The organism is Hyphobacterium sp. CCMP332 (genome assembly GCF_014323565.1).
Lineage (GTDB): Bacteria > Pseudomonadota > Alphaproteobacteria > Caulobacterales > Maricaulaceae > Hyphobacterium.
On the sequence record NZ_CP058669.1, the window covers coordinates 1,457,462 to 1,484,267 of the forward strand.

The 26,806-nt window shown below is 59.0% G+C and carries 28 protein-coding genes and 2 tRNA genes; 6 read left to right on the plus strand and 24 right to left on the minus strand.

Translation table 11 applies throughout. The features are described 5' to 3' along the window. Positions 1 to 41: 41 nt before the first annotated feature. On the plus strand, positions 42 to 317 hold the full coding sequence (locus HXX25_RS07430) for a hypothetical protein (protein ID WP_187165311.1): 276 nt from the start codon (positions 42 to 44) through the stop codon (positions 315 to 317). A 39-nt stretch (positions 318 to 356) separates the two neighbouring features. After that, positions 357 to 779 carry a SufE family protein gene (locus HXX25_RS07435; protein ID WP_187165312.1) on the plus strand — a complete coding sequence of 141 codons (423 nt, stop codon included), beginning with the start codon at positions 357 to 359 and terminating at the stop codon, positions 777 to 779. Here HXX25_RS07435 and HXX25_RS07440 read toward each other — a convergent pair. From HXX25_RS07440 to HXX25_RS07500, 13 genes are all read right to left on the minus strand, one after another. Beyond that, a complete protein-coding gene (locus HXX25_RS07440; protein WP_187165313.1) occupies positions 730 to 1,521 on the minus strand; it encodes a DUF6456 domain-containing protein in 792 nt (263 codons plus the stop codon). The genes HXX25_RS07435 and HXX25_RS07440 overlap by 50 nt on opposite strands. After that, positions 1,518 to 1,868, minus strand: coding sequence for a helix-turn-helix domain-containing protein (locus HXX25_RS07445; RefSeq protein ID WP_187165314.1), 351 nt, complete (start codon positions 1,866 to 1,868; stop codon positions 1,518 to 1,520). Before HXX25_RS07445 ends, HXX25_RS07440 begins: the two co-directional genes overlap by 4 nt. 132 nt (positions 1,869 to 2,000) lie before the next feature. Beyond that, positions 2,001 to 3,716: a Na(+)/H(+) antiporter subunit D gene (locus HXX25_RS07450; protein ID WP_187165315.1), complete on the minus strand. Its 1,716-nt coding sequence runs from the start codon at positions 3,714 to 3,716 to the stop codon at positions 2,001 to 2,003. Further along, positions 3,709 to 4,026 carry a hypothetical protein gene (locus tag HXX25_RS07455; RefSeq protein WP_187165316.1) on the minus strand — a complete coding sequence of 106 codons (318 nt, stop codon included), beginning with the start codon at positions 4,024 to 4,026 and terminating at the stop codon, positions 3,709 to 3,711. Before HXX25_RS07455 ends, HXX25_RS07450 begins: the two co-directional genes overlap by 8 nt. 2 nt (positions 4,027 to 4,028) lie before the next feature. Beyond that, positions 4,029 to 5,489, minus strand: a complete 1,461-nt coding sequence (locus HXX25_RS07460) for a proton-conducting transporter membrane subunit (RefSeq protein ID WP_187165317.1) — start codon at positions 5,487 to 5,489, stop codon at positions 4,029 to 4,031. Then, positions 5,486 to 7,015, minus strand: coding sequence for a monovalent cation/H+ antiporter subunit D family protein (locus tag HXX25_RS07465; protein ID WP_187165318.1), 1,530 nt, complete (start codon positions 7,013 to 7,015; stop codon positions 5,486 to 5,488). Before HXX25_RS07465 ends, HXX25_RS07460 begins: the two co-directional genes overlap by 4 nt. After that, complete coding sequence (locus HXX25_RS07470) at positions 7,015 to 7,533, minus strand: cation:proton antiporter subunit C (protein WP_187165319.1); 519 nt, start codon at positions 7,531 to 7,533, stop codon at positions 7,015 to 7,017. Before HXX25_RS07470 ends, HXX25_RS07465 begins: the two co-directional genes overlap by 1 nt. Next, positions 7,533 to 7,976, minus strand: a complete 444-nt coding sequence (locus tag HXX25_RS07475) for a Na(+)/H(+) antiporter subunit B (RefSeq protein ID WP_187165320.1) — start codon at positions 7,974 to 7,976, stop codon at positions 7,533 to 7,535. The genes HXX25_RS07470 and HXX25_RS07475 overlap by 1 nt, the downstream gene beginning before the upstream one ends. Further along, positions 7,973 to 8,536, minus strand: coding sequence for a DUF4040 domain-containing protein (locus HXX25_RS07480; protein ID WP_187165321.1), 564 nt, complete (start codon positions 8,534 to 8,536; stop codon positions 7,973 to 7,975). The genes HXX25_RS07475 and HXX25_RS07480 overlap by 4 nt, the downstream gene beginning before the upstream one ends. Next, positions 8,533 to 8,892, minus strand: coding sequence for a monovalent cation/H(+) antiporter subunit G (gene mnhG / locus HXX25_RS07485; protein ID WP_187165322.1), 360 nt, complete (start codon positions 8,890 to 8,892; stop codon positions 8,533 to 8,535). The genes HXX25_RS07480 and mnhG overlap by 4 nt, the downstream gene beginning before the upstream one ends. Next, positions 8,892 to 9,209, minus strand: a complete 318-nt coding sequence (locus HXX25_RS07490) for a monovalent cation/H+ antiporter complex subunit F (RefSeq protein ID WP_187165323.1) — start codon at positions 9,207 to 9,209, stop codon at positions 8,892 to 8,894. Before HXX25_RS07490 ends, mnhG begins: the two co-directional genes overlap by 1 nt. Further along, entirely contained in the window at positions 9,206 to 9,688 is a 483-nt protein-coding gene (locus HXX25_RS07495; RefSeq protein WP_187165324.1) for a Na+/H+ antiporter subunit E, read from the minus strand. Before HXX25_RS07495 ends, HXX25_RS07490 begins: the two co-directional genes overlap by 4 nt. Before the next feature lie 110 nt (positions 9,689 to 9,798). Further along, positions 9,799 to 10,899: a DUF2336 domain-containing protein gene (locus tag HXX25_RS07500; protein ID WP_187165325.1), complete on the minus strand. Its 1,101-nt coding sequence runs from the start codon at positions 10,897 to 10,899 to the stop codon at positions 9,799 to 9,801. A 124-nt stretch (positions 10,900 to 11,023) separates the two neighbouring features. On the opposite strand from HXX25_RS07500, the gene HXX25_RS07505 reads away from it, so the two are divergent. Together HXX25_RS07505 and HXX25_RS07510 are read left to right on the plus strand one after the other, a co-directional pair. Then, entirely contained in the window at positions 11,024 to 12,265 is a 1,242-nt protein-coding gene (locus HXX25_RS07505; RefSeq protein ID WP_187165326.1) for an MFS transporter, read from the plus strand. 82 nt (positions 12,266 to 12,347) lie between these two features. Further along, the gene (locus tag HXX25_RS07510; protein WP_187165327.1) at positions 12,348 to 14,612 is read left to right on the plus strand and encodes a S9 family peptidase; all 2,265 of its coding nucleotides are present in this window, start codon (positions 12,348 to 12,350) and stop codon (positions 14,610 to 14,612) included. A gap of 50 nt (positions 14,613 to 14,662) precedes the next feature. On the opposite strand, the gene HXX25_RS07515 is transcribed toward HXX25_RS07510, so the two are convergent. The 9 genes from HXX25_RS07515 to HXX25_RS07555 all read right to left on the minus strand — a co-directional run bounded on the left by HXX25_RS07515 (position 14,663) and on the right by HXX25_RS07555 (position 21,741). Continuing rightward, the gene (locus tag HXX25_RS07515; protein ID WP_187165328.1) at positions 14,663 to 15,274 is read right to left on the minus strand and encodes an energy transducer TonB; all 612 of its coding nucleotides are present in this window, start codon (positions 15,272 to 15,274) and stop codon (positions 14,663 to 14,665) included. Positions 15,275 to 15,421: 147 nt separating this feature from the next. Then, entirely contained in the window at positions 15,422 to 16,909 is a 1,488-nt protein-coding gene (locus HXX25_RS07520) for a tetratricopeptide repeat protein (RefSeq protein WP_187165329.1), read from the minus strand. A 54-nt stretch (positions 16,910 to 16,963) separates the two neighbouring features. After that, on the minus strand, positions 16,964 to 17,584 hold the full coding sequence (locus HXX25_RS07525; protein ID WP_233346589.1) for an energy transducer TonB: 621 nt from the start codon (positions 17,582 to 17,584) through the stop codon (positions 16,964 to 16,966). 6 nt (positions 17,585 to 17,590) lie between these two features. Next, positions 17,591 to 17,992, minus strand: a complete 402-nt coding sequence (locus tag HXX25_RS07530; protein WP_187165330.1) for a biopolymer transporter ExbD — start codon at positions 17,990 to 17,992, stop codon at positions 17,591 to 17,593. 15 nt (positions 17,993 to 18,007) lie between these two features. Beyond that, positions 18,008 to 18,424, minus strand: a complete 417-nt coding sequence (locus HXX25_RS07535) for a biopolymer transporter ExbD (RefSeq protein ID WP_187165331.1) — start codon at positions 18,422 to 18,424, stop codon at positions 18,008 to 18,010. A gap of 4 nt (positions 18,425 to 18,428) precedes the next feature. Then, positions 18,429 to 18,950, minus strand: a complete 522-nt coding sequence (locus HXX25_RS07540; RefSeq protein WP_187165332.1) for a MotA/TolQ/ExbB proton channel family protein — start codon at positions 18,948 to 18,950, stop codon at positions 18,429 to 18,431. Between the two features lie 14 nt (positions 18,951 to 18,964). Further along, a complete protein-coding gene (locus HXX25_RS07545; protein ID WP_187165333.1) occupies positions 18,965 to 20,365 on the minus strand; it encodes a MotA/TolQ/ExbB proton channel family protein in 1,401 nt (466 codons plus the stop codon). A 24-nt stretch (positions 20,366 to 20,389) separates the two neighbouring features. Next, the gene (locus HXX25_RS07550; RefSeq protein ID WP_187165334.1) at positions 20,390 to 21,157 is read right to left on the minus strand and encodes a DUF3450 domain-containing protein; all 768 of its coding nucleotides are present in this window, start codon (positions 21,155 to 21,157) and stop codon (positions 20,390 to 20,392) included. Positions 21,158 to 21,665: 508 nt separating this feature from the next. Continuing rightward, positions 21,666 to 21,741: transfer RNA gene (locus HXX25_RS07555), tRNA-Gln, on the minus strand. Between the two features lie 121 nt (positions 21,742 to 21,862). On the opposite strand from HXX25_RS07555, the gene HXX25_RS07560 reads away from it, so the two are divergent. Further along, positions 21,863 to 21,939: transfer RNA gene (locus HXX25_RS07560), tRNA-Pro, on the plus strand. Between the two features lie 138 nt (positions 21,940 to 22,077). Then, the gene (sppA, locus tag HXX25_RS07565; protein WP_187165335.1) at positions 22,078 to 23,847 is read left to right on the plus strand and encodes a signal peptide peptidase SppA; all 1,770 of its coding nucleotides are present in this window, start codon (positions 22,078 to 22,080) and stop codon (positions 23,845 to 23,847) included. Position 23,848: 1 nt separating this feature from the next. On the opposite strand, the gene HXX25_RS07570 is transcribed toward sppA, so the two are convergent. Further along, positions 23,849 to 25,066 carry a DUF3667 domain-containing protein gene (locus HXX25_RS07570; protein ID WP_187165336.1) on the minus strand — a complete coding sequence of 406 codons (1,218 nt, stop codon included), beginning with the start codon at positions 25,064 to 25,066 and terminating at the stop codon, positions 23,849 to 23,851. A gap of 97 nt (positions 25,067 to 25,163) precedes the next feature. Then, positions 25,164 to 26,780, minus strand: a complete 1,617-nt coding sequence (locus HXX25_RS07575) for a peptide ABC transporter substrate-binding protein (RefSeq protein WP_187165337.1) — start codon at positions 26,778 to 26,780, stop codon at positions 25,164 to 25,166. Positions 26,781 to 26,806 lie beyond the last annotated feature (26 nt).

The window sequence follows — 26,806 nt, forward strand, 5'->3', positions numbered from 1 at the left end:
GCAGTTGGAGAACTGTAGATATTCGAAGGATCAGCCAAGCCATGGGTTTTGCATTTAGAGCGATTTTCTGGATAGCCATCGTTGCGGCGTTCGCGCCTGCCAGCGTGTTCTCCAGCGAAGGCGTGAGTGCTCCGGACGAATTGACCGACCTCATCGCCCAGGGTCAACGCGTCCATCAGGTGTGTTCGGACCTCCCCGCGCTGTGTGACCTCGCCAGTGAAGCCGGTGGCCTTGCCGCGATTGCTGCCAATGAGTCGGTGAGCCGGGTCGAAAACTGGCTGGACGAACGCGAAGCGGCTGCCGCCGACGCATCCTGATCCCTTGCCCTCGGGCAGGGAGCGTTATATTCGCCGGGCATGAGCCCTGATACCAAATCTGACATTGATGACCTGATCGAGGAATTCGAATTTCTCGGCGATTGGGAAGATCGTTACCGCTATCTGATCGATCTCGGTCAGGCCATGCCGCCCCTGCCCGAGGCTGACAAGACCGATGAACGCCGGGTCAAGGGCTGCACCAGCCGCGTCTGGCTCGTCATCGATCCACCCGAAGGCGACCGCTTCCGGTTTCGTGCCGATTCCGATGCGCACATCGTCAAGGGATTGGCCGCCTTGCTGGTCCGGCTCTATTCGGGGCGCTCGAGAAGCGACATTGCGGCAATTGACCCGCGGGACGTACTCACGCGCATAGGTCTGGCCGATCATTTGTCGCCTCAGCGCTCCAATGGTCTCAACGCGATGATTGCGCGCATCCGCTCGGAAGCGGACGCGGCGGACTGAGGTCTGACATCCGAAGCATACCGTAGTGAATCGCCAGGCGTTGCAGGGCGAGCTTGAGTATCGCCTTGCCCGAGCGCCTCGGCCAGTTCGCGGCCCGCTCGGCGGCTTCCAGGCCGGTTTCCGTCAGACACACAGCGCTGAGCATGGAGTTAAGGCCCGGCCCGACAGCGTCAAGCGCATCAAGAACGCGATCCTTGGCATCCATCGCAGAGGTCGGCGCGTCCTCCCGGGTACGTGATCGCCCGGTGCGCACCGGGGCTTTATAGCCCTCCCAGTCAGACGTCACACGATCGACCAGAACCGAGCGCGTGTAATCCGCGCGCAAGCGCTCACCGGCGTCGAATTCTTCCGGACTGAGCCAGGCAGAACCGGTGCGGGGATCCGGCTTCAGCCATCTCGCCAATGGGGAATACGCGAGATTCACCGTCCGCCGCGTGATCTGACCGGCATCGTCGATGAAGTTTTGCTCGACCGGCTGCGCATGGATTGACCGGAAATCGCCGGAGGATCGTTCGGCGAGTGTCGCAACGGCGACCGCCAGCACGTATTCATCCGGTTCGACTTCGGTAATCAGCCCATCGCCCCGTGCCCGCAAAAAAGTGTGCCGGTCAATGCGGGCAAGCGGCCGTCGCCTCTGACCGCCCTGCGGGTAAACGGCATATCCTTGCGTCTCCCCGGATACAGGCTTCAGCCGCGCGCCGGGCGTAGCAAGCCGCCTTAGCCATCGTGGAACCAGTGTCATCGAAGGGCCGCGCCGACGGCTTTGGGTTCCGGTGCCGTTCGAAGACATTCCTCAAGACCATCCAGCCAGGCGTCAAAATCCGGATCGTCGCGGCGGTCTTCGACGATCTGGCAGGCATAGGAGGCCGTTGAGCGGTCGCGGCCGAATGCCTGTCCGACACGCGCCAGATTCAGCTCGAAGGCCACGTGGGAAAGATACATGGCGACCTGCCGCGCAAAGGCGACGTCCGAAGACCGGCGCGTGGGCGCGGCTATCTCTTCGGCCGGAACATTGAAGGCAAAGGCTACGGTTTCACGCGCCAGCCGCGCACGCGCCAGATCCCGTTCGGTAAATTGCTGTCCACACATTTGTCCATCCGTTCTTCTCTCTTGAGGTCATCATAAGAGCGTTTCGGAAATGCGAGGATAACATTCCTATCGGGAATGTAGAATACCCTTACACACCTTATGGGTGTGTAAGGGTGGGTGTTGCATAAAAGGCTAACCGGCGAGGTAGGCGATCACCATGACAAGGCCGAGCAATACGCTCGTCCAGATCGCCATAATCCCGCTCGGCACATCACGGCTGAGGGCTCCGGCCGGGCTGAACAGATTGAACAGCTTGTCCGCAACATTGCGGCCCGCCGCATTCAGGCGATTGGTTATCGACGCCGTCAAACGCCCGCTCATTGCCGCGATCCACTTGACCGCGCCATCACCAAGACGGCGATAGAACCAGTCCGTGTCCAGATTGATGGACCGGACCTCTTCCGGATACCATTTGAGTTTGACCAGCAATGAAAAGGCAAATAGCGCGGCAATCAGGAGCTGCATCTGGCCAACAATGTGATCAAACGTATAGGGCGCGTATTCGACCGGATAGGGCAGCAGGCTGTAAAGCACGCCATAATTGACCCCCAGATAAATACACAGGAAGGACGCAATCCCCATCGCCAGGAGCATGTTCCACGGGGCTTCCTTGACCCTGTGCCCCCGATCGTGACTGAAGAAGGCAAAATACGGGATCTTGATCCCCGAGTGTTCGAGCACGCCGGCCGAGGCAAAGACGAGGATCACAAACGGAATCTCATACCCGCCATACGCAACGGCAGACAGAGTCAGGGCTTTGGCCACAAATCCGGAGAAGAGCGGGAAGGCCGAGATCGCCCCCGCCCCGATCAGACAGAAGAAGGCCGTAAACGGCATGGATTTGTAGAGACCGCCCAGCTCCGACGCCTTTGTATGGCCGACCCGCATCAAAACGGCGCCCATGCTCATGAACAGCAAGGCCTTGTAGATGATGTGGACGAAAGCATGAGCCGCCGCACCATTCAGGCCAAGCTCGGTGCCGACACCAATACCCGCGACCATGAAGCCCAGCTGGTTGTTCAGCGAATAGGCCAACACCTTGCGCAGATCATTCTCGATCACCGCATAGAAGACCGGGAAGGCGACCATCACCGCGCCGACCCAGACCAGAATATCCAGTCCGGCAAATCCGCGCGCCAATGCATAGATGGCCAGCTTTGTGGTGAAGGCAGACAACACGACCGCCCCGGTGGCCGTGGCTTTCGGATAGGCATCCTGCAGCCAGTTGTGCATGAGCGGAAAGGCCGCCTTGATACCAAAGGCCAGAAGGATCAGCAGACCGCCCGGCGCATTCACATCGATCGCATTGAACTGCCAGCTGCCGGAATGGTTGGCGTAGAGCACGGCGCCTGCCAGCAGCAGAACACCGGACAGGACATGGATGGCCAGATAGCGCAGGCCGGCGCGGAAGGCTTCCGGATTACGGCTCGCCCAGATCAGGAAGACGGACGAAATCGCGGTCAGTTCCCAGAAGAAGAACAGCGTCAGCATATCCCCGGCAAACACCGCGCCGAGGCCTGCGCCGGAATAGATCAGCGTGGACGAGTCGGCGAGCTTGTCGCGGTCATGAAGCGCATAGATCGAGTTCAGGAAAATCGCGAGAATGAAAACAAGGCCCCAGACCCGTGAAAGCGGGTCGAAGCGATAGGTTTCAAAACCGAAACCGGCCAGATCCATCGCACCGAAAATGCCCACTTCCGGTGTCATGAACCAGACAGCCGCCGCCGCAAGCGGCGCGGCAATCATCAGCATTTTGCGCAGCGTATAGGATGGCGATAACGCCGCCAGCAAACCGGCAAGAATGACAGGAATGGCCGGTGACAATCCGGCGGTAATCAGATCAGTCATGATCACCCTCCTGCTCGTAATAATCTTCCGGACGGCCCAACAGACGGCGCAGCGGCCAGCCCATCAGCACAGCGAGACAGAACCCGAAAAACCCTTCAATCTCGTAGAAGCCGAAGACATCGTCATATTTCGACACGGCATGAAACGGATAGAGAAATTCCAGAAACAGCATCAGCGCCGCCAACGCACCGAAAAGATAGAGCGGGATCGCCTTGGTCAGCGGATGATCCAGCCACAGGAACGGACGGGCAGCCGGATGAATATCATCCAGATTTTCGGAAGAGTCCGGAGGCGTTGTTTTATCGCTCATGCTTAAAGCTCCACCCCGAAGACGGGGGCAAGGAAGTCAGTCAAAGGTCCGATGAGGAAGAAAAGGACGGTGACGCCCGCCGCTGTGATCACCGGCGGCAACACCACCAGCAGCGGTCCGCTCTGCTTCAATCCCTCCTTGGGTGCCGGATCAAAAAAGCCACGGCCCGGGATCGGCAAAAGATAGGCGACATTCAGAATGGACGACAGGATCAATGCCCCGATCAGCGCCAGCTGGCCGGTCGTGGCCGCGCCCATCATCAGGAAGAGTTTCGGCCACATACCGCCAAAGGGCGGCAGTCCGATGATCGCAAAAGCGCCAACGGCAAAGGCACCGAATGTCCAGGGCATCAATCGGCCAAGACCCCGCATATCGGAGATCTCGGTTTTCTTGCTGGCGGTATAGATCGCACCGGCGCACATGAAGAGCGTGATCTTGCCCCAAGCGTGCATGACAATCTGCAAGGCCGCGCCCAGCAATGCCAGCGGCGAGGCAATCATCGCCCCCAGCGTGACATAAGAGAGCTGGCTGACGGTGGAGAAAGCCAGGCGGCGTTTCAGATTATTGCTCGACATCGCAATAATAGACGCCAGAACGATCGATATCGCGGCAATCCACGCCAGCCAGTTGGACGCCGGAGCGGCCTGAATCAACTCCGGCCCGAAAATGTAGGTGCTGACCTTCAGAATGGCGAACACGCCCGCTTTCACAACGGCGACGGCGTGCAGCAAGGCCGACACCGGCGTCGGGGCCACCATCGCATTCGGCAGCCAGGGGTGAACCGGCATCAGCGCCGCTTTACCGATACCGAAGGCAAAGAGCACAAGCAGCACGCTGGCAACCAGCGGCGAGGCTTCGCCATTGAGGAGACCGCCAACGGTAAAGTCCGTCGAACCCGCAATGAATTGCGTCGCGATGATCGCCGGCAGCAGCAGACCGATGGAAGTGCCCAGCAGTATGGCCAGATAGATCGCCGCGCCCTTGCGCGCCTTGTCATCACCCTTGTGCGCGACCAGTGGATAGGTCGACAGCGTCAATGCCTCGTAAAAGAGGAACATTGTGAGCAGGTTGGAGGACAGCGCGACGCCCATGGCGCAGGCAATGGCAATGGTGAAGAAGACGAAGAAGCGGGTCTGATGCGTCTCCTTGTTCCCGCGCATATAGCCGATGGAATAGAGCGAATTGACAATCCACAGCCCGCTCGCCACCGCGGCAAAAAGCGCGCCCAGAGGTTCCAGCTTCAACCCGAAAGACAGGCCGGTCGATCCGATTTCAAAGATCAGCTCGGGACGTTGCCCGGTGACGGAAACCAGATAGGCCACGTTCAGTGCCAGCAGCACGGCCGCTGTCAGCGTCGCGCCTTCACGCAGATTGGGGTACTTGCCCAGAAGTCCCACAAAAACACCGCCGACCAGCGGAATTACCAGCGCCGCAATCATCGCGATTTCAGGAGACCAGATCATCGTGTCGCTCCCGCAAATGCAGCTTCAGCGGCGGCATTCGCCATGGAAATCAGGAAGTCCGGCTGGAAGAAGAACCAGATATTGGCGATCGCCAAAACCCACATAGGCGCCAACATCAACCATGGAGCGCGCGCATGCGCGATGGCACCCGTCCGGTCATGATGCGGCTCGGCCACCCAGATGGCAGCCAGCATCCGCGCCACATAGGCGAGCGCGATCAGCGAGGAGAGGATCAGTGCGGCCACCGCCCACCACCAGCCGTTTTCCAGCGCCGCAACGCCGAGATACCATTTCGACCAGAAGCCGACCGTCATCGGCACGCCGACAAGACTCAAGCCGCCGATGGTAAATGCAACGGATGTGAAAGGCATCGATTGTGCAAAACCGTTCAGATCGGATATCCGGCGGATCCCGAACCGAATTGCGAAAGCACCGAGCGCCATGAACAAAGCGCCCTTCATCATAGCGTGATTGACCAGATGCAGCATGCTCGCAGAAACGCCGGCCACCGTACCCATGCCGAGGCCCAGCATCATATAGCCGACCTGGCCCACCGAGGAAAAAGCCAGAAGGCGCCGGGCATCATCCTGGAAGACAGCCTGAACCGACGCGACGATCATCCCGACAATGCCGAGAATGGCGAACACCCACAGGAAGCTGACTTCGACAAAAGGGGCTTCCGGCCAGAACACATCAAACATGAAGCGGACAAGCGTATAGAACGCCACTTTCGTCGCGGTCGACGCAAGGAAGGAGGTCACAAAATTGGGCGCGTATGCGTAGGCGTTCGGCAGCCAGAGATGTAGCGGGAACATCGCCGCCTTGAGGCCCAGTCCGACAATGATGAAGGCAAAGGCCGCCTGCACCACCCGGCTATCTGAAATATCGGGCAGGCGCGACGCCATATCGCCCATATTCAGCGTACCCGTCGCCATGTAGAGAAAGCCGACACCGATCACGAAGAAGGTCGCGCCTATCGTCCCCAGAATAAGATAGTTGTAGGCGGCAGTGAGCGCGCGGCGATCCTTGTCCGCTCCCATGCCCACCAGCACATAGGTCGAGATCGAGGATATCTCGAGGAAGACGAACATGTTGAAGGCGTCGCCCGTAATGGCCACGCCGATAAGGCCGGCAAAGCAGACAAGAAAGGCTGAATAGAACAGCGCTTGCCGGTCTTCTGCGATCTCATCGGCCACGCTGGGCAGCGCATAGATCACGCTCAGCAAGCCCAGCACCGCGATGACCAGAAGCAGGACGGCATTCAGCCCGTCAATCCGGAATTCAATCCCCGCAGGCGGCGCCCAGCCCCCCATGGCGTATGAGATGACACCGCCGGTCTGAACATCGCTGATGATCGACAGGGCCATCAGCGCCGAAAAAATGACCGCAATCAGTGTCACCGCCCAGCCCAGACGTCCATTGGGCATCACCGCAGCAAATGCGGCCATCAAGAGAGGCGCGACCACAACAATGGCCGGTGCATGCGTCGACAAGGACGCAGGCAAAAGCGAAGCCAGAAACTCCATCAGGTGTTTCTCCCTGCACTATCAACGGCATAATCCGCACGGTTGATGGCTTCATCTTCAATCGTGCCATAGGTTTCGCGGATCCGCACCACGAGCGCGAGACCGACGGCCAGCGTCGCAACACCGACCACAATCGCGGTCAGGATCAGCACATGCGGGAGCGGATTGGAATAGATCGCCTCGGCGCTGGCATATGCCGGGTCAGGATGTTGAACCGCTGCGCCCATGGCATCTGCAGCGGAGTTTGCCGCTGCGCCACCATGATCTGTCATCGCGGTGCCACCCTCGCCGTATCCGCCCTCTTCGCCGTAGCCTGCGCCGTATTCGGGCAGGATGGGGGGTTGCCCGCCAAAAACCTTGCCTATGGTGATGTAGAGCAAAAAGACCGATGTCTGGAACAGGGACAGACCCACCAGGCGCTTGACGAGATTACCTGTAGCAACAACAGCATAAAGCCCGGTCATCATCAGAATGATGACAATCATGAAATTGAATCGTTCCGCGAGAATTTCGATCATTACCACTCTCCCTCCGGAATATCGGGAGCCCGGCCCGCAAAAGCGTAGAAGATCGCCATGATGACGGCGAATACCGTCGAGAGAACGCCCAGTTCGACCAGGATGATGCCGATATGCTGGCCCGAATGATGCGCCAGATCCGGATGCAATACATCGTAATCGAGGAAATTCGCACCCAGAATCAGTGTCGCAACGCCGGTCCCTCCGAACAGCAGGACACCGAAGGCGGCGAGGAATTTGACAAACCAGGTCGGCACGGCCCGCTTGGCATGATCCACGCCAAAAATGAGCGCGTAGAGAATGACGGCAGAGGCAACAATGACACCGGCCTGAAAACCGCCGCCGGGGCTGTAATCACCATGAAAGTGCACGTAAAGGCCGAAGATAATAATCAACGGAATCAACAGCTTTGAAACAACGCGAAGGACCAGATGCGGGCTCATTTCTCATCTCCCGTCTTCTTGCGCGGGTTCAGGCCGAGCAGCAGCATGACGCCCAGACCGGCCGCAAAGATCACAACTGTTTCGCCAAATGTATCAAATCCGCGATAGCTGGCGAGGACGGCCGTCACCACATTGGGTATGGCGATCTCGTTGGGCGTCGACGTAATGTAATCCATGCCGACATAGGAATTGGCGGGCGAATTCGGATCGCCATAGACCGGCATGTCCCCGACCGCGTAAAACAGCGCCGCTCCGGCAACGGAGACCACAATCAGCGCCGCCCAGTGCCGTATGGCTTTGACGGGCTCTGCCTCACGCGCGGTCAGCAACATTGCGGCCAGCATCAGAACGGTTGAAATGCCGGCCCCGACCGCGGCCTCTGTGAAGGCCACGTCGACCGCATCCAGAGCGACAAACCAGGCCGCCGAAAGCAGGCTGTATACACCCATCAGCATCACTGCAGCGAACAGGTTTCTCAAGCGCACAATGGCAATGCCGACGGCGAGCAACATGCCCATAAGCGCGTAGTCGAGCAACTGGGTCCAATCAAACTCGTTCATGAATTGTCTCCCGTATCGGCATCACGCGGATGAGGCGGTTGATGGCGCGATAACAGCGGATGCAGACCGGCACGGTGTGCGGCATTGGCCACAGCATGGGTTGCCGTCGGGCTGGTCATGAACAGGATGAAGCCCACGAGCAGCAATTTGGCTGACAGTAGCGTAAACCCGGCCTGCAACATCAACGCCAGCACGATCATTTCCGCGCCCAGCGTATCGGTCACACCGGCCGCATGCATGCGCGTATAGAAATCCGGCAAACGCACCACACCAATGGCACCGGCCAGCACGAAAATGACACCAATCGCCATGAGGGCGATGCTGACCACATCGCGAATCAGAAGAAGCGTTTCCATCAGTCATCATCTCCGTCAATCGCCCGGCGGAGAGACATTTGCGCAAGGGCAATTTCCAGCGAGCGGTAGCGGAAGAATTTGAGAATGGCGATGGTCGCAACAAAATTGATCAATGCGTAAAGCAGCGCAATATCCACACCGTCAGCGCGTCCGACAAGCAGGCTGAAAATCAGCAATAACAAAACGGTTTTCGTACCAAAGGAATTGGCCGCCAGAACCCGGTCATACAATGTCGGCCCCGCAAACAAGCGTGCCAGCATGATCGCCATGGCCAGCGCCATCGCCAGCGCAGCTCCGAGATTTGCCCACTCCATCATGATGGCTCTCCATCGGTGGCGCGCGCCGCATACAAATTCATTTCGGCAAAACCCTCCGGCACAGTGAAGGAGGAATCGAGCGCGTGGACCAGAAAGGCATCCTCCTCGACCTCAACCGTCACCGTGCCCGGCGTCAGTGTGATCGAGTTGGCAAACACGCAGCGCGCGAGATCGGTTTCGGCTTTCACCGGCACGCGCACCAGGCGCGGCGTGATATCGATTTCCGGCTTCAGGGAGGCTTTCACGACCGCCAGATTCGATTTGGCGATTTCGCTCCCCAGCCAGATGTAATAGGGAATCAATGTGTGAAGACGCAGGAAGGGCGCAGTTTCCCGATCGATAATCCGCATGCGCAAAACGAGCACCATGGTGATCACCACGCTGACGGCACCAAAAGCCAGCAGGGTGATTTTGTCATAGCCCGACAAAACCCACCAGAGTAATGCCAGCACAAGACTGAGGCTTACGCCGTAAATCATGCTCCCTCCCGAATGCCGATAACGAATGCGTCGATGGACAGGCTTTTAACCATGCCTATCCGGCTTGGCCAGTATTTCACTCGGATTACTGCACACCATTATGATTGGGGTTATTTCTGCCGTCCGTCACCGGCTTTGGACCAGTCCCAATATCTCAGGACCGTCTGGGCTTTTTCAACCGACAGCGCATCATAGATGGCCGTCGCCCGTCTCAGTCCTTCCGACTCGCTGAACCCGCCAAGCCCCTCGCAAAGTTGCTCGAGGAATGCGCGATCGGCGCCCGTTGCTTTGCAGAGAATCGCCAGCGGCTCGCCACCGGGATCATCGCAAATCCGCCCGATCAGCGAATCGCTTATCCCGGCCATCAGACCAAGCTCGCCGATCAGCTCCGGCTCCGCGCCGCGCAGGCGAATCTGGCTGATCAGCCCCTCCATCGAACCATACTCGGAGACGTCCGACGCCTCGCGATTGCGTTGACGGCGATCCACGAATTTCAGGGCCCGGTTGACCAGCGGATCCGCCCAGCCTTCGGCAGCCGCCATCGCGAAAACCTCTTCACTGGCCTCGATCATCAGCGAGCGGCCCACCGCAAATCTTTGCAGCACCAGTTTTCGATTCGGGTGATCACAATGCCAGAACAACTGAAGCGCCGCGCGGGGCCGCAATTCCTGGCGCTTCAACAGGGACGCGACATAGCCCGCCTCATCCTGAGCCAGAGCCACAATATGATTGACGGTTGGCGGTGCCAGCCTGGCCCCGTGATTCTTGAGAAGCGCGGTGATGACCGCCGGCTCGCTCATGGACGCCAGTGCCGCCGTAACGGTTTCCGAAACCGACAGCCGCTCGGCAATGAGTACGCGGTGACCGGTCGTTCCCAGCCGACTGATTTCCATCAGGTCGAAATCGGAAACAGCCTCGGATGCCTGAAGAAGCGGGGTCGCAATGTCGAGCTCATCCGCCGCCAGAAGCTTGACGATATTGGCTGGCGCATCCTTGATTTCCGACAATCTCAGAGCGCATCTGCGACGGATACGGGCATCACTGTTGCGCAGGATTTCATAGAGCAGATCGCCGACAATCCAGCGCTCCTGCGGGCTGATGACGCTGGATGGCAGGCAGATGATATCGGCCAGACGCCGCGCAATCGCGGTCCGCGCCCGCCCGGTTTCGGCGGCGGTCTCGGTCAGGGTAAGGGGTTCCGGATCGCTCATCACAACACCTGTTCGCCTGAAACTGCCTTCCAAGCCGTTAAACAAGCGTGTGCGATGCGCTGACAGCTTGCACTTGGACAAGCGGCTGGCCAAGTTGACCCTCAAGTCTTCGCCGGGGGGCGGCATGACATCAGTGGAAACGCGGAAAAGCCCGGCACCATTCGCCGCCTATCTGGTGATCGTGGCCGGATGGTTTTTCGGATTCGGCCTCCAGACCACGCTCTTTCCCGGCATTGTCTATTTTACCCTGACCAACAGCACGCCCCAGCAACTGGGCTTCGCGCAGATGGCGCTAACGGCACCGATGCTGCTCCTGCTTCCCGCCGCCGGCGTGCTGGCCGAGCGCCGCGGCCGGCGCCGCATTCTGATGGTGTTCTATGCTCTGGCGGCAGTCTTGGCGGCGGTGCTCGGAGCATTGCTGGTGTATGGCTACCTCAGCTATTGGCTGCTGGTGATCTATGCACTGGCCGTCGGGTCCTGCGGTGCCTTTGTTTTGCCGGCGCGTGATTCGGCCATCAACACCGTGGTCAATATTGCCAATCGCTCGGGCAAAACCATCACCCTCCAGAAAGCTGTCGTGATTGCGTCGCTGGTCCAGTTTGCGGGTCAGATTACCGGTATGGGCGTCGGTTACCTGGCCCGGTGGACCGGTCCGGGGCCCTTGTTATTCCTTCAGGCCGGCGGGTTTCTTCTGGGCGTGATCGCCACGATTGGCCTGCCGCGCCTGAAAGCCCGGCGAACCGCGACGACGCATGCCATGCAGGACCTCGTCGAAGGCATAAAGACGGTCTTCCAGTCGCCCGTTATCGGATCCATGACAGCCGTGATGGTCGCCGTCGGCTTTTTCGTTGTCGGCGGGGCCTTCTTCGTCGTCATCCCCGTTCTGGTACGCGACGTCTACCAGGCCGGATACGGCACGCTCTCCAGCCTTCTGGTGGTGTTCTGGATCGGGGCCTTCATCGCCAACGCCCTGCTGGCGAAGTTGAGCCACATCGAGCGCCCCGGCAGGGCTGTCATGCTGGCACAACTCGTCACCGTGATCAGCCTCGGCGGACTGGCTTTGCCTCTGCCGCTGGAAGGCCTTTATGCGCTGGACTTCTTCTGGGGGCTCGGCGCCGGTGTCGCCATATCGCTCAGCCGATCCGTCGTGCAGGAAAACGCCCCCAGGGAAATGCTGGCCCGCATCATGTCTGTCTATCAGCTCGGCCTGTTTGGCGGCATGCCGGCAGGCGCCGCGATGATGGGCATGGTCGTGGCCGCTTTCGGCCCCCGCCAATCAGTCCTGATCCCGATGATCGGCCTCGCCCTTGTGCTGGCCCTGATTTCGATCTTCACGCCGATATTATCGGTCCGCCGGAAAAACTGACCCGAACTGCCTGCGATTATGGCCAGCGCCCCTGCACCGCGCGATAGTGTTGGCAGCAGGAAAAACCGGAGATGTCGTTCAAATGAAAAATTTTCACGCCCGCGCTCTGACCGGTGTGGCGGCCATTGCACTGCTATCCGCTTGTAGCGAGCCCGCAGATACCCGCACCACCCAGACCGAAGCCACTGGCGAAATCAGCACAGAGACCTCGAATATGAATTTGATTGCCCGCGCACAGTCGATCACGCCGCCTTCAGCGGCTCAACGCCCTGTCACGATTGAGCAATTGGGCCGGACACGTACCGACGAATATGCCTGGCTGCGTGACGATAACTGGCAGGAAGTGATGCGCGACCCGTCCGTGCTGAACCCGGAAATCCGCGCCCATCTGGAAGCCGAAAACGCCTATTACGAAGAGGTGATGGCCCCAACAGCCGAATTACAGGAAACCATCTTCCAGGAAATTCGCGGGCGCATTCTCGAAGACGATTCGTCCGTGCCCGACCGGGATGGCGATTTCGAATACTATTCCCGCTTCCGTCAGGGCGGCCAGTATCCCATCTATGCCCGGCGCCCGATTGATCCCGCCACCGGCGAGGCCGGCGAAGAGCAGATCCTTCTCGATGGCGATGCCGCCGCCGAAGGTATTGATTATCTCGATTTCGGAAATGTCGATCACAGCCCGGACCATCGCTGGCTGGCCTATGGCGTCGATATCCGCGGGTCGGAATATTATGAAATCCGCATTCGTGACCTTGAAACCGGCGAGGATGTCGCCACCCTGACCGACGAGAGCACAGGCAATTTCACCTGGGCGAATGACTCCGAGACGCTGTTCTGGGTCTGGCGCGACGCCAATGGCCGCTCCAAGCAGGTCTGGCGTCAGGGCCGCGGCGAAGCTGAGGGCGTGATGATCTTTGACGAGGCTGATGACGGCTTCTTCGTCAATGTCGGCCGGACCGAAGGCGACAGCTATATCGCGATTGCGACCTCGGGGCACACGACCAGTGAAGTCCATCTGATTGATGCCAACAGTCCAGCCTCTGACGCGATGCTAGTGTCGGCGCGGGAAACCGATGTCGAATACTCGCTGACCGAGACCGGCGACGGCTTCTTCATTCTCACCAATCTCGATGGCGCAGTGGATTTCCAGATCATGCGGGCGCCTCTGGATGCGCCGCAGCGGGAAAACTGGCAGACGGTGGTCGAACACCGTCCCGGTACGCTGATCACAGGTTTGATGGGCTTCCGCGACTGGATGGTTCGGGTCGAGCGGGAAAACGCCCTGCCCCGGATTGTCATACGCAACCTGTCCAGCGGCGAGGAACACAATATCGACTTTGCCGAAGAAGCCTATTCGCTGGGCGTCGATGCCGGGTATGAATTCGCGACCGACGAGATGCGGTTCAGCTATGAAAGCCCGTCCACGCCGGAAGAAACCTACGATTACAACATGGCCACGCGCGAACGTGTCCTGCGCAAGCGCCAGGAAATCCCGTCCGGCCATGACCCGGAAGATTATGTTGTTCGCCGCATCATGGCACCAGCCCATGACGGCGAAATGATCCCGGTGACCGTCCTCTATCACCGCGATACACCCATCGACGGGTCCGCGCCGCTCATGCTCTATGGCTATGGCAGCTATGGTATCACCATTCCTGCCGCCTTCCGTGTTACGCCGCTATCGCTCGTTGATCGGGGCATGGTCTATGCCATCGCCCACATTCGTGGCGGTCAGGCGCGGGGGTATGAATGGTATCTGGATGGCAAGCTTGGCCTGAAGATGAATACCTTCCGCGACTTTGTTTCGGCCGGTGAAGCGCTCGCCGCCGAAGGCTTCACCTCCCGCGGCAATATCGTCGCTTATGGCGGGTCTGCCGGTGGTTTGCTCGTGGGCGCGGCGATCAATATGCAGCCGGACCTGTTTGTCGGCGCGATCGCGGCGGTGCCGTTTGTGGATGTGATCAACACCATGTCCGACCCCACATTGCCGCTGACGCCGCCGGAATGGCCGGAATGGGGCAATCCGATCGAGGATGAAGAAGCCTATGACACGATCGCGGAATACAGCCCGTATGACAATGTCGCGGCCATTGATTATCCGCACGTTCTTGCCACGGCAGGTCTGACCGATCCGCGCGTCACCTATTGGGAACCGGCCAAGTGGGCGGCACGTCTGCGGGCCACGCGGTCCGATGACGGCCTCACCCTGATGCGCACCAATATGGGGGCCGGACATGGCGGCGCGTCAGGCCGCTTTGACAGCCTTCGCGAGACCGCCGAAAACTGGGCCTTTGCCCTCATGACGGTTGGCCTCGCCGATACGGAGGCCGACCCGAGCGAATAGGCGTGAAAATTGGACCGGGCGGGTCTCGCCCGGTCCACACTTTCTGACGGCTAGTCGCCGAGATTGAACTCCAGACGGGTCTGAACGCCTCGATACATTTCCGGCACGCCATTGCGGACGCGCGGGTTGTAACGCCAGCGCTCCACCGCCCGGACCGACTCCCGGGCAAAGCCGGATGAGTCACATTCCAGCACCTGGATATTCACAGGCGATCCCTGGGTCGTGACATCGAACTGCAACAGGCAATCCCCTTCAACGCCGCGATCGGCTTCGCGCACGGGATAGGCCGGCGGGATCCGCACGAGTGGCTGCACATCCCTGTCGGAAATGTTGAAGTTGGTTGAACCGGGGTCAATCCCGTCGACCTCGAGGCTAGGCATCGTGCCCGCGATCACGATGAAGTCTTCCGTCGGCAATTGCGAGGTCTGTATGTCGACCGCGGGTGGCGGTGGCGGCGGGTCCACCGGCAAGACTGGCGCCAGATCAGGTCGAGGCGTTGCATCAATCACCTCGACCGTCGGAAACAGGTCAAACTGCAAGTCCGGCGTCTCCGGCCTGAGTTCGCCCTCCACCGAGATCAGATAGGACATGAAAAAAGCCAGTGATACCGTCACAAGTCCGGCAAATGGCAGACTGATGGATGTTCTCAAGATACGCTGCATATGGCGCTCCCCTTCCAGGCGCCCCCCTCTCCCAACATGACAATCCTGTAAGATTGCGGCGAGTTTGCGCCCGCAAGACGGCCATTTCGGCAAAGAAAAACCCCGGTCCGAAGACCGGGGTTTATTGTTCGCGGCGACAGCAACCGGTTAGCCGGCGTCTGTCTCGCTTTCGGTTTCTGCCGCGGCCTGCTCAAAGCCCGGCCCACCGATTTGCTCGCCATAAGTGTTGAAGAACGGTACGCAGCGCTCCGGCACCGTCACCATGACGCGTCCTTCTTCGTCAAAGTCAGCCTCCGTGCCCACAATCGTCATGTTGGCAATTTCGGCATCAATCGTGATCCGGCATTCCTCGACTTCAACGCGTCGACGGAGAATTTCACGTTCCCGCTCAGCGTTGATTTCATTGGTAATGAAGGTCACCCAGCCGCTACACGTCCGGCGGCTGTCGGAATACTGCGTGCATCCACGGAAGGCCTGCAAAGCGCTCTGACGATTGCCCTGCTCATAGCGAACGGTCCCGAGCAGCGCCTGAGCATCGCCGGTACGGTTCAAGCCACCGCGCGCCAGCGCCGTTTCAAAAGCGGATTCGGCCTCGGCCAGGCGGTTTTCCTGATAATAGGCTTCCGCCAGCCGCAGATAGTCCTCGCCACCGCCTTGCTGGGCGACGGCTTCGAGCACCGGAATGGCACGGTCATATTCGCGGGCCTGACGCCACATATTGGCGAGGATTTCGAGATTATCGCTACTCCGAGAAACCCGGCCGGCATTCATTTCCCGTTCCAGGATCACGGCACCGCGATAGGGATATTCGAAATAGCTGTAATACTGGGCGAGGCGAACCAGCTCACGTTCGTCTGTCAGCATCCCGTTGAGATACATCAGCTTGTTGGCTTCAAACGCGCCGGACTCATTGTTGGTCTGCGCCATCAGCGCCACCAGCGACGTCCAGATATTGCGCTCACCCGGCCAGCGTTCGACCATTTGCGTAATCAGACGCAATTGATCCTGGGTCCGTTCCAGCTGCTGGAAATAGAGCAGCAACATATCGAAATTCCGCCGCTCGCGCGGGCTGGCATTGTCGAATTGCATCTGGGCGTAACGCAGACCTTCAGAGAACCGGTCCGCCTGTGCATAGGCCTGCGCCAGCAGCATGGTCAGGCTGGGCGTCAGGTTCGCGCCTTCGGCAATCGCCCGCTCAAGCTGGCTGATACCTTCGGAATAGCGTTCCGTCACGATGTAGAGCTGTCCGATATTGGTCCGCAAGGACGTCGATTCGTCCTGGGTCGCGGCACCTGTGCCAATCGCGGCTTCAAAATCACGGATCGCAAGATCAAGCCGGTCCTGATTGTAATAGGCCACGCCCCGCATCCGGTAGATGACGAACTGCTCGTATGAGTTCGCGCCCTGACCCAGAAGCGGCGTCAGCGTGTTGATAACACAGGTCAGATTATCGGCATCCAGACATTCCTGGGCCGCCAGAATGGGTTCACCGATTTGCGGTGACATCGTGCGGTCTTCTGCACTGCCTTGTTGTTCGTCCTGATTCCGGTTTCGGCGCTGAGCATCAGCGCTGGGCGCCGCCATCACGAACGTGAAGGCAGCCGCCACGGCAATTAAGGAAATCCGATTAATCATCACGCTTCCTCTGCGTTCCTTTGGTGGTGACCGAAAAACGCCCGGTCACCCGATTTATTCGTCCAACTGATAATCAAGTTGGGTCTGGACACCGGTCCGCGTCTGGGCCACGCCATTGACGATCCGGGGGCTGTAACGCCACCGCTCGACCGCGCGGATGGATGAGCGTTCGAACATGCTGCTCGAACAGTCCAGAGCCACGATATCAATCGGCGTTCCATCCGGAGACACGTTGAACTGCATCAGGCAGTAGCCCTCGATTCCGCGCTCGGCCGCACGTGGCGGGTATTGCGGCGGAATACGAACCAGCGGCTGTGCGTTCCGGTCGGAAATATTGAAGCTGACATTGCCGGAATTGAGATCCGGCGCATCAAACTCCGGAATGCTGCCCACGATGGTCGACAGGCTTTCCGACGGCAGATCGGACGCCTGACGTTCCACCTGTGGCGGCGGGGGCGGCGGGTCAACCTGCTGAACGTCATCAATCGACGTATCGCGTGCCCGCGCATTCACTTCCTCAACGGTCGGATTAATATCGAAACGATAATCATCGCGAACGTCTGCCTGCTCCTGCGGAGGCACAAAGATCAGCATGCGCATCAGCATGAACAGTGCGAACGTCACCGCAATCGCGATCGGGACACCAATGACAAGTCTGACAATACTACCCATCATTCGCTCCTATTCCACGCCGGAAATGGTGACTTCAACGCCCAGCTGGAGAAGCATCTCCTGAACGTCGAGCACGGTTCCGATCGGTGCACCTTCATCCCCCTGGATCATCGCTTCTGCGCGAGGATTTTCGGACAAAAGCTGTTCGAGAACGCCTCGCACCTGAGTGATCTCGTAAACATCGCGATTAATCCAGATCTCGTCCGTCGACGTCACCGCCACAAGAATGGTCGGCCGTTGCCGATCCAGATTATTGATCTCGGGGCGAATAACATCCACGCCCGGTTCTTTCACGAATACAGCGGTCACGATGAAGAAAATCAGGAGAATGAAAACGACGTCCAGCATGGGCGTCATGTTCAGTTCTGCATCTTCCTCGTCTTTCTGTACCCGGCTCCCACGTCGAGCCATGATATTCTCCCCGAACTAGTTGTTATCGTCACCGGTAGGACGCTGGATGTTCACCGGAATACGGTTCACCCGCATATCGTCCCAGATCGTCGACACCGTGCCATGAAGCGCTTCATCATTCGGCTCGATCAGAACCGCACTTTGCGGCGCTTCGGCCCGGATCCGCTGAACCGCGGCCAGAACCCGGTCTTCACTGGTGGCGCGCTGATTCACAAAGACGCGGTTTTCGGCGTCAATCTGCACCAGGATCACCGGATTGGGTTCCGTTGGCTCTGCCTCATCATTCGGCGGCGGCGGGGTCATATCGAACCCCTCTTCCTGAAGGAAGGTCGCCGTCACGATGAAGAAGATCAGCAGGATGAACACGATGTCGAGCATCGGCGTCATGTTCACTTCGGCCTGATCATTTCCCTTTTTGGAACGTCTGCGCATGTCGCTACTCCAGTTCCAGCTTGTCGGCGAGCACGTTGGTGCGGTGCTTGGCGAGGCGCTCGATCTGATTAGAGAAAATCAGACCGGACAGCGCGGCCACCATGCCGGCCATGGTCGGGATTGTCGCGCGGGACACACCCGCAGACATTGCCCGTGCATCCGACGATCCGGCCACGGCCATCACGTCAAACACCTGAACCATACCCGTCACCGTACCCAGGAGACCAAAGAGCGGAGCCACCGCGACGAGCGCTTTGACGAGCTCGACATTGTGTTCTGCCTTCTGGCGTGCCTCAGAGATCAGCTGATCGCGGATGGCGTGAGCTGTCCACGAAGTGTGGTCGGACCGTGCAGACCATTCCTGGATCGCCCGCTTCGCATCGCCCGCCTGGGCGAAGAAGAAGTAGGCCAGGCGTTCCAGAATAAAGGCCCACATGATGAACGTGACCGCCATGATGGCGACGAGCACAGGCCCGCCGCGATCAAGGAATTCGTTCAGTCCGCCAAGGGCTGTTTGGAAATCCATTTTTCGGACCTCCCCTAAGCTGAACGGCCAGCACGCTCTTCCGCGTGACGCGCGACAATGCCTGCTGCCTGCTCTTCCAGCGTTTGCTGTACGCCGCGAGAGAAGCTCGCTGCGAAGCTATGAAGGAACAACAGAGGTATGGCAGAAACAAGGCCGAGCACCGTGGTGACAAGGGCTTCCGAGATACCGCCGGCCATGATCTTGGGGTCGCCGGTACCGAAAAGCGTGATCTGGGTGAAGGTCTTGATCATGCCGGTCACCGTACCGAGGAGACCCAGCAGCGGAGCAATACCGGCAGCCAGTTTGAGGAAGTTGAGACCGAATTCGAGCTTCGGCACCTCTTTGAGGATGGCCTCGTCGAGCTTCATCTCGATGACTTCTTCCGAGTGATCCTTGACCGTTTCATAGGCCAGCATCACGCGGCCGAGCGAATTGCCCTTGCCTGGCGTCGAACGACGCTTCTGACCGGCAACCGCCATCGACTCGAGTACGAGCATCAGGAGGCGGAACAGACCAAAGGCCACAGACACGAACAGAAGGCCGAGAATGATACGGCCAACCATGCCGCCCTGATTGATCCGCTCGCCGAGATCAGGAATATCCCGGTAAACGAGAAGCAGCGTGCCACGCGACGGGTCAATCGGACCCGAAACGATTTCGCCGCGCTCGGCATTGTAGAGGCCCATCGCCGCACTCAGGATGTTGGCCGGCGGTTGGGAGCCCAGAGCCGAAAGACCATAAGCCGTCGTATTCGCAGCATTTTCAGGACGCGCCCACTGGGTCACGCTCACTGATCCGCCACATGTAGCAAAGGAGATGAAGACACCCACGCGGGTCACAACCGGCCCCGAGCAATCGAGATCTGCCACGTTCGCAGAGAAAGAGGCAATCTCGGCCTGATAGACCATTTCTTCGATGCTCGAACGCCAGATCGTGTCCAGCTCCGTGCGGGTCGGCAGCACGCGGCTTTGCGACAATTCCAGCAGCGGAGCCGCACGGCCCGAATGCTGGGAGCTTGTCAGCGAACCTTCGATCAGCGAGCCGACTTCGCCAGCGGTCTGTCGGGCCACACCGAACAACTCACCAAACTCACCCTGGGCGAGGCGTAGCTCTTCAGCGAGCACATCGACCTGTTGCGAGTTGGTTTCAAACTGGGCTTCAAGGCGATCTGCCTGGGCTTCAAGGGCCGCCAATTCCTGGCGGGCACCGGCGAGCAGCGATGTTTGCTGGTTCCGCGCAGCGCGGAATTCAGACAGACGCTGCTGGTTTTCAGCAGAGGCCTCACGCACGTCCGAACGAACGCGGTCAAGCAATTGACTGATGCTGGATACAGGCTGCTGCTGGGCAACAGCACCACCGGCAAGAGCGGCACCGAATGCGACCGCTGCGGCAAGTGTTTTGAGATTGAATTTCATCACAAATTCTCCGTCAGGGCCGAATTATTGATCTTCCGAGCCGGGAAGCGGCACGGTGAAGACTTCCGGCGTCGTCACTTCGCGTGCGATCCGGAAAGCCCGTTGAACGTCATTATTGAAACCGCTTGGCACAGCGACCCAGTCCGAAGCGCCCGGATAGAGCATTTCGAGCGAACCTTCAGTGTCGCGGATCAGCGCAACACGACCGATTTGCAGGATTTCCTGTGTCACGTCAGCGCCATCAATCGAGGTCACTTCCTCATAGGTCCGGAGACGGCGGCCATAGGAGTTTTCGATCTCGTAACGGTTCAGGATGACGCGGTATTTTTCAGCCGCAGAAATTTCCGGATCGTCGATCAGGTCGTAAAGTTCATCGACCTCGGCCATGCGGTCCCCTTGCTGGAACGGCAGATCCAGCTCAACAAACTGGCGGAGATTATCCACCATTTCGCGGAGCATCGGGATCAGGTCGCGCTGAATATTGCCAACGCTGTCGATTTGCAGGCGAAGCGAGTCCAGCTCGTTTTGCTGTGACTGGATGAAGACTTCCTGCTGCGCGACATAGAGCCGCTGGCTTTCAATCTGCTGCAGCAGAGCCCGGTATTCCAGCTCGGCATTGGTACGGTCATCGTCGATCGAGTCGATTTGCGACTGCGTCGAAGCTCCGTCCTGTGTCGATTGAGCGCCTGTGGAAAGCGCCGTTTGCAATTGGGCGTCCGCAATACCGGCCACGCCAACGGAAAATACCGCTGCTGCGACTGAAGTGCGAAGCCATTTATTCAAGTTCGCCATGTCTCGCCTCACGTTGAACAGCGCGGCTTTTCTCCGCCACGCCTGACTGACTGTTTATGCTAGTCCGGCGCCGCGCGCCGAATAAGCCCCTGCTTGTTCTGAGGCCGGACGGCCGCAAAGCGCCGGCCCGAACCTGCAGATTCGAAATAGAAGTCGGGAAGCACCCCGGTAAAAGAACCCTTCCCCTCGCTCTGCGGGAGTAGACCTCCCGTCTCGTTCGGCGAATTACGCCTTCTTAATCTCGACGCTAACCAAGTGACGCGCGTCAATCAATAGACAGACTCCTATTGAATACCGTGACAATGGCAGTTTTATGGTAAAACTTCCCGCGCAGGGTGAATTTTTGCCAACCGGTTGCCGCAACACACGAAAAACACAATGGTGATGCGCGTTTCAAGTAACGGCGCGGGCGGTTTCACGAAAACGTGTAGCCCGAACAGCTGCAAAAAGATTTTATTCGCAGTCTTCCGGAGCCTTGAAAGGCAGGAGAATCAAGTTCGGGAGAATATGGCTGGGGCGGGAGGACTCGAACCTCCGCTCTTCGGTACCAAAAACCGCTGCTTTACCAACTAAGCTACGCCCCAGCAGGCCGACCGCATGTCGCGGCGGAGGCGGTAGATAGCCGCTCACTGCAGATGATGCAACGGGGTGATGCTGTAGTGATTGAATCCGGCATCAGCATTGTCTATAAGCCCGCGCTCCGGTCGGAGTATAGCTCAGCCTGGTAGAGCACCGTCTTCGGGAGGCGGGGGTCGCAAGTTCGAATCTTGCTACTCCGACCACTCTACCTCTTTTCGTTGTAAACAAGGCACATCCGCGAGGGATTATCCCGGGCGGGATGACGGATATGACTTTCCCCCGCGCCTTTCGGCACAATATGCGCATGCTAGGGAACAGCGTGCGCAATTCGGGACAGTCTCATGAAACAGTTTTTCATCGCCGTGATCGGCACCATCGTCGGTTCAATCCTGACGCTCTTCATTCTTTTCTTCGGTCTGGTCGGCCTGATCGTTGCAATGAGCCCGAGTGCCGAGGAGCAGACCGGATTGCCGGGCGGACGTCTCGTACTGGAAGTCGATCTGCGCGAAAGTCGCCTGGACCAGCCCTCGCGCTCACCTTTCGCTTTTGCCGAGACAACCTCTACCGTCGACATCGTCCGGCTTCTGGACCGGGCAGAGCGCGATAGCCGCGTCGCCGGCCTGTTCATCCGCGCCAACGAATTCGGCATGGCACCGGCGCAGGCCGAAGAAATCAACCGTGCTATTGCGGACTTCCGCGCCAGTGGCCGTCCGGTCATTGTCCACTCTCAGGGATTTGTCGGGACGTCGATCACCAATTATCTCGCCATCTCCAGCGCCGATGAAATCTGGCTGCAGGACACGGCCAGCTTCTCGACATCCGGCCTCGCCGGAGAAGTACCGTTTTATGGCGACGCGCTGGAACGCTTCGAGATTGATGCCGAGTTTATCCAGTTTCTCGAATACAAGAATGCACCGAACACCTATACGGAGTCCGGTTTCACACCCGAGCATCTGGAATCCACCCTCTCCTATTTCGGCTCCATCTATGACGTCTCGCTGGCCAATGCCGCCAGCGGCCGCAATCTGGATATCGAGGCCTTCCGGTCCCTGATCGAAGCCTCGCCACATTCCGCTGAAGCGGCTGCCGAAGCCGGCCTTGTCGACCAGCTCGGTCATGTCGCGGCAGCGCGCCAGGCCGCTCTGGAGCGCTCTGGCGGGAATGCCAGCTTCACGACCATGGCCGCCTATCGCCTGAGCGGCACCCTCAACGAAGGCGGGCCGCGCATTGCCCTGATTGAAGGTCAGGGCGCGATCGTCACCGGGCCGGGCATAGCCTCTCCCTTCGGCGGCGATCCGGTCATCGGCGGCGATTCCATGGCGGAAGCCATTTCAAATGCCGCATCCGCCCCCGGCATTCGCGCCATTCTCTTGCGAATCGATTCGCCTGGCGGATCGTCCGTTGCGTCCGATCAGATCTGGGACGCCATACAGCGGGCACAGGATCGCGGCATTCCCGTTGTCGTGTCGATGGGCGGCGCGGCGGCGTCCGGCGGATACTATATCGCGGCACCCGCCGACCATATCGTTGCCAATGCCACCACTATTACCGGCTCGATCGGCGTCTATGGCGGCAAGATCAGCCTGGGTGACACCTTCGGACTGATCGGCGTCAACTTCGAGGAAGTTACCGTGGGCGGTGAATACGCGTCCGCCAACTCTGCCAATTCGCCCTGGACGGACGAACAGCGCGCCGCTGTCGAAGGCCAGCTCGCCGATATCTATGACGACTTCACACAGCGCGTCGCCGATGGGCGCGAGATTGAGATCGCGACCGTCCGCGAGATCGCCCGTGGCCGGGTATGGACCGGCGAACAGGCGCTTGAAAACGGTCTGATCGACGAAATCGGCGGTTTCATGGAAGCCGTCGCTGCGGCCCGCCGTCTGGCAGACATCGAGGACGGTCAGACGATCAATTTGCAGCGCTTTCCGCGGGAGCGCACACCGTTCGAAGCCTTCCAGGAGCTATTCGGCGTCTCCGCCGAGGGCGCTCAATCGCTGGCACAGCTGAATGCCTTGATGAATTCGCCGGAAGTCCAGGCACTGATCGAGGCCCGCCAGTCCGCTGGTGTAGGCAATGAACTGCGCACCCGCGCAGTCCAGCCGCAATAGATCAGGCCGCCAGCAGCCCGACCAGCATCAGCAGGACGAAGGCGAAGATCAGGATGATCATGTAGGTAAAATCCAGCGTGACCGTACGGACGAAGGACATGAAGCGACCGTGCTCGTAGACGACCCTGTGGAGCTTGTAGAGATAGAAATTGCTCCACACCAGAAAGATCGGGACACCCCAGCCACCAATCACCGGCGACAGTAACATGAGGATGGCCAACAGGACGAACAGGAAGGAGTGAAAGTGCAGGGAGACGATCAGATGATCGTAATAGTAAAACCCTCTGCGCCAGACCTGCCCGATCGCGATCACAAGCGCATAAACGGGCAGTAGCAGGATCAGCAGCCACGACACCGAGGCGCGCATCGCTTCGAACCATCTCGACGGATCATCGATGATGATCTCGATCTGATGCACAAGGCGCTCGCGAACAGTATAGGGCAGCCAGGTCAAGCCACTGAAATCGACATTCACTCCGGCTTCGTCAGGCGTTGGCGCTAACTCGCCTTGCGTTTCCGGGTCCGCTGTTTGCTCGGGCAACAGAGCTTGCCGGACACCGGTCCTCATCTCGTCGCGCAAAACAGGCCCGGACAGCATATCACCAATCGACAAGGCGCCGCCGTCAGCGCTGTCAGTAGCCTCTGCGTCAACCATTGGATCCGGGCCGGATGCCGCCTGTCCCTGCCGAAGTTCATCCAGAACCCGCTGGACCTGCGCGGCCTCCTCGGGTGCGTCACCGGCCAGATCCGCGAGTTCTGACTCCAGCCGGTCGAGCGCGGCAGGATCAAGGTCGACGGGTTCGCTCCGAAAGAAATCACCAATCCCGCCAGCCCCGCCCCAAAACAGAAACAGGAAAACAAAACTGGCGAAAATATAAAATCTGAACGGCTGGACATAGCGGGCCCGGACGCCGCTGAGATACTGGCGCGTGATGTGGCCGGGGCGGAACATCAGTGCCGGAAGGGTTCGCCACAGCTTTCCATCAATCCCGAATTGTCCGTCGAGTATCTCCAGCACATGATTCCAGAATGGCCGTTGCAGGATATCACTGTCCTGACCGCAGCTATGGCAAACCGGTCCCTTGAGTGGCGTCCCGCAATTCGAACAGATGCCCGGAGCACCGGCGTTAAACCGCCCGGCCCGCTGTCCGCGCCGGGCATTGCCGGATTCGGCCACCAGCGAATCGGCAATAATCGCATCGGTAATCGGATCTGACATGAAAAACCCCTCCCCCTGCGGCGCAACCTACGCCGAAGGGAAAGGGGTGCAAAGTCCAATTCCGGTCACATCAGTGAACCGGAAATTCGCGGCAAGACTATTCTTCGTCCTGAAGGCACATGAAGCGTGTGCGGTGAATGTGAACGATATTGTCTTCCCAGCCTGTCACTTCCGGGCTCACAACGGCCCGATTGACGTAGAAAACAACCGGAATGATCGGCATGTCGTCAATCATCATCTGCTCGGCTTCGGCCATCATGCTGGCCCGGATTTCCATATCCAGTTCCTGATTGGCGCGCGTCAACAGATCATCATATTCCGCGTTCCTGTAGCGCGAATAATTCATCGGGATGGACCGCTCTTCAGCCAGGAAAAGGAAGTTATACGGATCGTTATAGTCCGCGATCCAGCCACCATCACCGACCTCATAGTCGGCCGAGCGAAGGTTTTCATAGTGAATCTGGGTCTCGATCTGGACAATCGACACATCCACCCAGTCGGCAATGCTGTCCCAATCCTGCTGAACGACCGGCGCAATCCGCGGATTGTCGCCCGTCGACCGGTGTGAATATTCAAACTCGAGCGGATTATCCGGACCATACCCGGCTTCCATCAGGAGTTCACGCGCGCGTTCCCGGCGTTGTTCCATGGGCCAGTCTGCCCATTCAGCCTGAACGCCGCCCGCATAATTGGCAACGTCCGGCGGAACCAGCGAATAGGCTGCAGAACGGCCATCGCGGTAGATTTCCTCGGCCAGAAATTCACGATTGACCGCCATGCCGAGCGCATTGCGGACACGTGCATCGCTGAACGGCCCGTAATCATTATTCATCGAGAAGTAGACTGTGCCCATATAGGGGTGAACACGCACATATTCCGGCATCTCGCGACGCAAGCGGTCGATATGCTGCCCCGGAAATTCGTTGTTCAGATGAAGCTCGCCATTCTGGACACGGCGCACGCCCGCCGTGGCATCGACCGTCGGATAATAGAAGACCTCATCAATGCAGACATTTTCATTGTCATAGAATAACGGGTTACGCTGGACGTGGACGAAATTGTTCGTCGACCATTGCACCAGCTCATAAGGGCCGTTGACCGCAATATGTTCCGGCTGGATCCACTGGTCACCATACTGTTCAACGACATGCCGCGGAACCGGGAAGGTCGTGTAGTGGGTCAGCAGACCCGGAAGGTACGGTGCCGGGTTTTCAAGGCGAATTTCAAGCGTCCGGTCATCCAGCGCTTCAACACCAACCGCATCCAGCGGCATTTCGCCGGAATTGACAGCCTCGGCATTCTCGATGGGATAAAGCAGCGAGGAATACTGGGCGAGCGTTGCCGGGTTCAGAATTCGCTGGAACGCATATTCAAAATCGCCTGCAGTCACGGGCACTCCGTCCGACCATACCGCTTCGCGCAGGACAAACGTCCACGTCAGGCCATCTTCACTGACGGTCCAGCTTTCCGCCATTCCGGGGATGGGAGCAGCGTTGGCATCATCCGTGAAAAGTCCGATGAACATGTCGCCGATAACATTGTTTTCCCATGTTCCACTGGCCTTGTGAGGGTCAAGTGTCAGGGGTTCGGCACTATTGCCGCGGTGCAGGACAACGGAATTCTCATCCACGTCTCCGGAGCCTCCGCAGGCCGCGAGCACGACGGCTGAAGCCGCAATCAACAATGTTGTCCGGAAAATCGATTTGTTCATCATGGCAGGACTCTCTCCGTTCCCGTCGT

Coding starts and splice junctions, on each gene's coding strand:
- HXX25_RS07430 (WP_187165311.1), top strand. CDS start 42: ATGGGTTTTGCATTTAGAGCGATTTTCTGGATAGCCATCGTTGCGGCG.
- HXX25_RS07435 (WP_187165312.1), top strand. CDS start 357: ATGAGCCCTGATACCAAATCTGACATTGATGACCTGATCGAGGAATTC.
- HXX25_RS07440 (WP_187165313.1), bottom strand. CDS start 1,521: ATGACACTGGTTCCACGATGGCTAAGGCGGCTTGCTACGCCCGGCGCG.
- HXX25_RS07445 (WP_187165314.1), bottom strand. CDS start 1,868: ATGTGTGGACAGCAATTTACCGAACGGGATCTGGCGCGTGCGCGGCTG.
- HXX25_RS07450 (WP_187165315.1), bottom strand. CDS start 3,716: ATGACTGATCTGATTACCGCCGGATTGTCACCGGCCATTCCTGTCATT.
- HXX25_RS07455 (WP_187165316.1), bottom strand. CDS start 4,026: ATGAGCGATAAAACAACGCCTCCGGACTCTTCCGAAAATCTGGATGAT.
- HXX25_RS07460 (WP_187165317.1), bottom strand. CDS start 5,489: ATGATCTGGTCTCCTGAAATCGCGATGATTGCGGCGCTGGTAATTCCG.
- HXX25_RS07465 (WP_187165318.1), bottom strand. CDS start 7,015: ATGGAGTTTCTGGCTTCGCTTTTGCCTGCGTCCTTGTCGACGCATGCA.
- HXX25_RS07470 (WP_187165319.1), bottom strand. CDS start 7,533: ATGATCGAAATTCTCGCGGAACGATTCAATTTCATGATTGTCATCATT.
- HXX25_RS07475 (WP_187165320.1), bottom strand. CDS start 7,976: ATGAGCCCGCATCTGGTCCTTCGCGTTGTTTCAAAGCTGTTGATTCCG.
- HXX25_RS07480 (WP_187165321.1), bottom strand. CDS start 8,536: ATGAACGAGTTTGATTGGACCCAGTTGCTCGACTACGCGCTTATGGGC.
- mnhG (WP_187165322.1), bottom strand. CDS start 8,892: ATGGAAACGCTTCTTCTGATTCGCGATGTGGTCAGCATCGCCCTCATG.
- HXX25_RS07490 (WP_187165323.1), bottom strand. CDS start 9,209: ATGATGGAGTGGGCAAATCTCGGAGCTGCGCTGGCGATGGCGCTGGCC.
- HXX25_RS07495 (WP_187165324.1), bottom strand. CDS start 9,688: ATGATTTACGGCGTAAGCCTCAGTCTTGTGCTGGCATTACTCTGGTGG.
- HXX25_RS07500 (WP_187165325.1), bottom strand. CDS start 10,899: ATGAGCGATCCGGAACCCCTTACCCTGACCGAGACCGCCGCCGAAACC.
- HXX25_RS07505 (WP_187165326.1), top strand. CDS start 11,024: ATGACATCAGTGGAAACGCGGAAAAGCCCGGCACCATTCGCCGCCTAT.
- HXX25_RS07510 (WP_187165327.1), top strand. CDS start 12,348: ATGAAAAATTTTCACGCCCGCGCTCTGACCGGTGTGGCGGCCATTGCA.
- HXX25_RS07515 (WP_187165328.1), bottom strand. CDS start 15,274: ATGCAGCGTATCTTGAGAACATCCATCAGTCTGCCATTTGCCGGACTT.
- HXX25_RS07520 (WP_187165329.1), bottom strand. CDS start 16,909: ATGATTAATCGGATTTCCTTAATTGCCGTGGCGGCTGCCTTCACGTTC.
- HXX25_RS07525 (WP_233346589.1), bottom strand. CDS start 17,584: ATGATGGGTAGTATTGTCAGACTTGTCATTGGTGTCCCGATCGCGATT.
- HXX25_RS07530 (WP_187165330.1), bottom strand. CDS start 17,992: ATGGCTCGACGTGGGAGCCGGGTACAGAAAGACGAGGAAGATGCAGAA.
- HXX25_RS07535 (WP_187165331.1), bottom strand. CDS start 18,424: ATGCGCAGACGTTCCAAAAAGGGAAATGATCAGGCCGAAGTGAACATG.
- HXX25_RS07540 (WP_187165332.1), bottom strand. CDS start 18,950: ATGGATTTCCAAACAGCCCTTGGCGGACTGAACGAATTCCTTGATCGC.
- HXX25_RS07545 (WP_187165333.1), bottom strand. CDS start 20,365: ATGAAATTCAATCTCAAAACACTTGCCGCAGCGGTCGCATTCGGTGCC.
- HXX25_RS07550 (WP_187165334.1), bottom strand. CDS start 21,157: ATGGCGAACTTGAATAAATGGCTTCGCACTTCAGTCGCAGCAGCGGTA.
- sppA (WP_187165335.1), top strand. CDS start 22,078: ATGAAACAGTTTTTCATCGCCGTGATCGGCACCATCGTCGGTTCAATC.
- HXX25_RS07570 (WP_187165336.1), bottom strand. CDS start 25,066: ATGTCAGATCCGATTACCGATGCGATTATTGCCGATTCGCTGGTGGCC.
- HXX25_RS07575 (WP_187165337.1), bottom strand. CDS start 26,780: ATGATGAACAAATCGATTTTCCGGACAACATTGTTGATTGCGGCTTCA.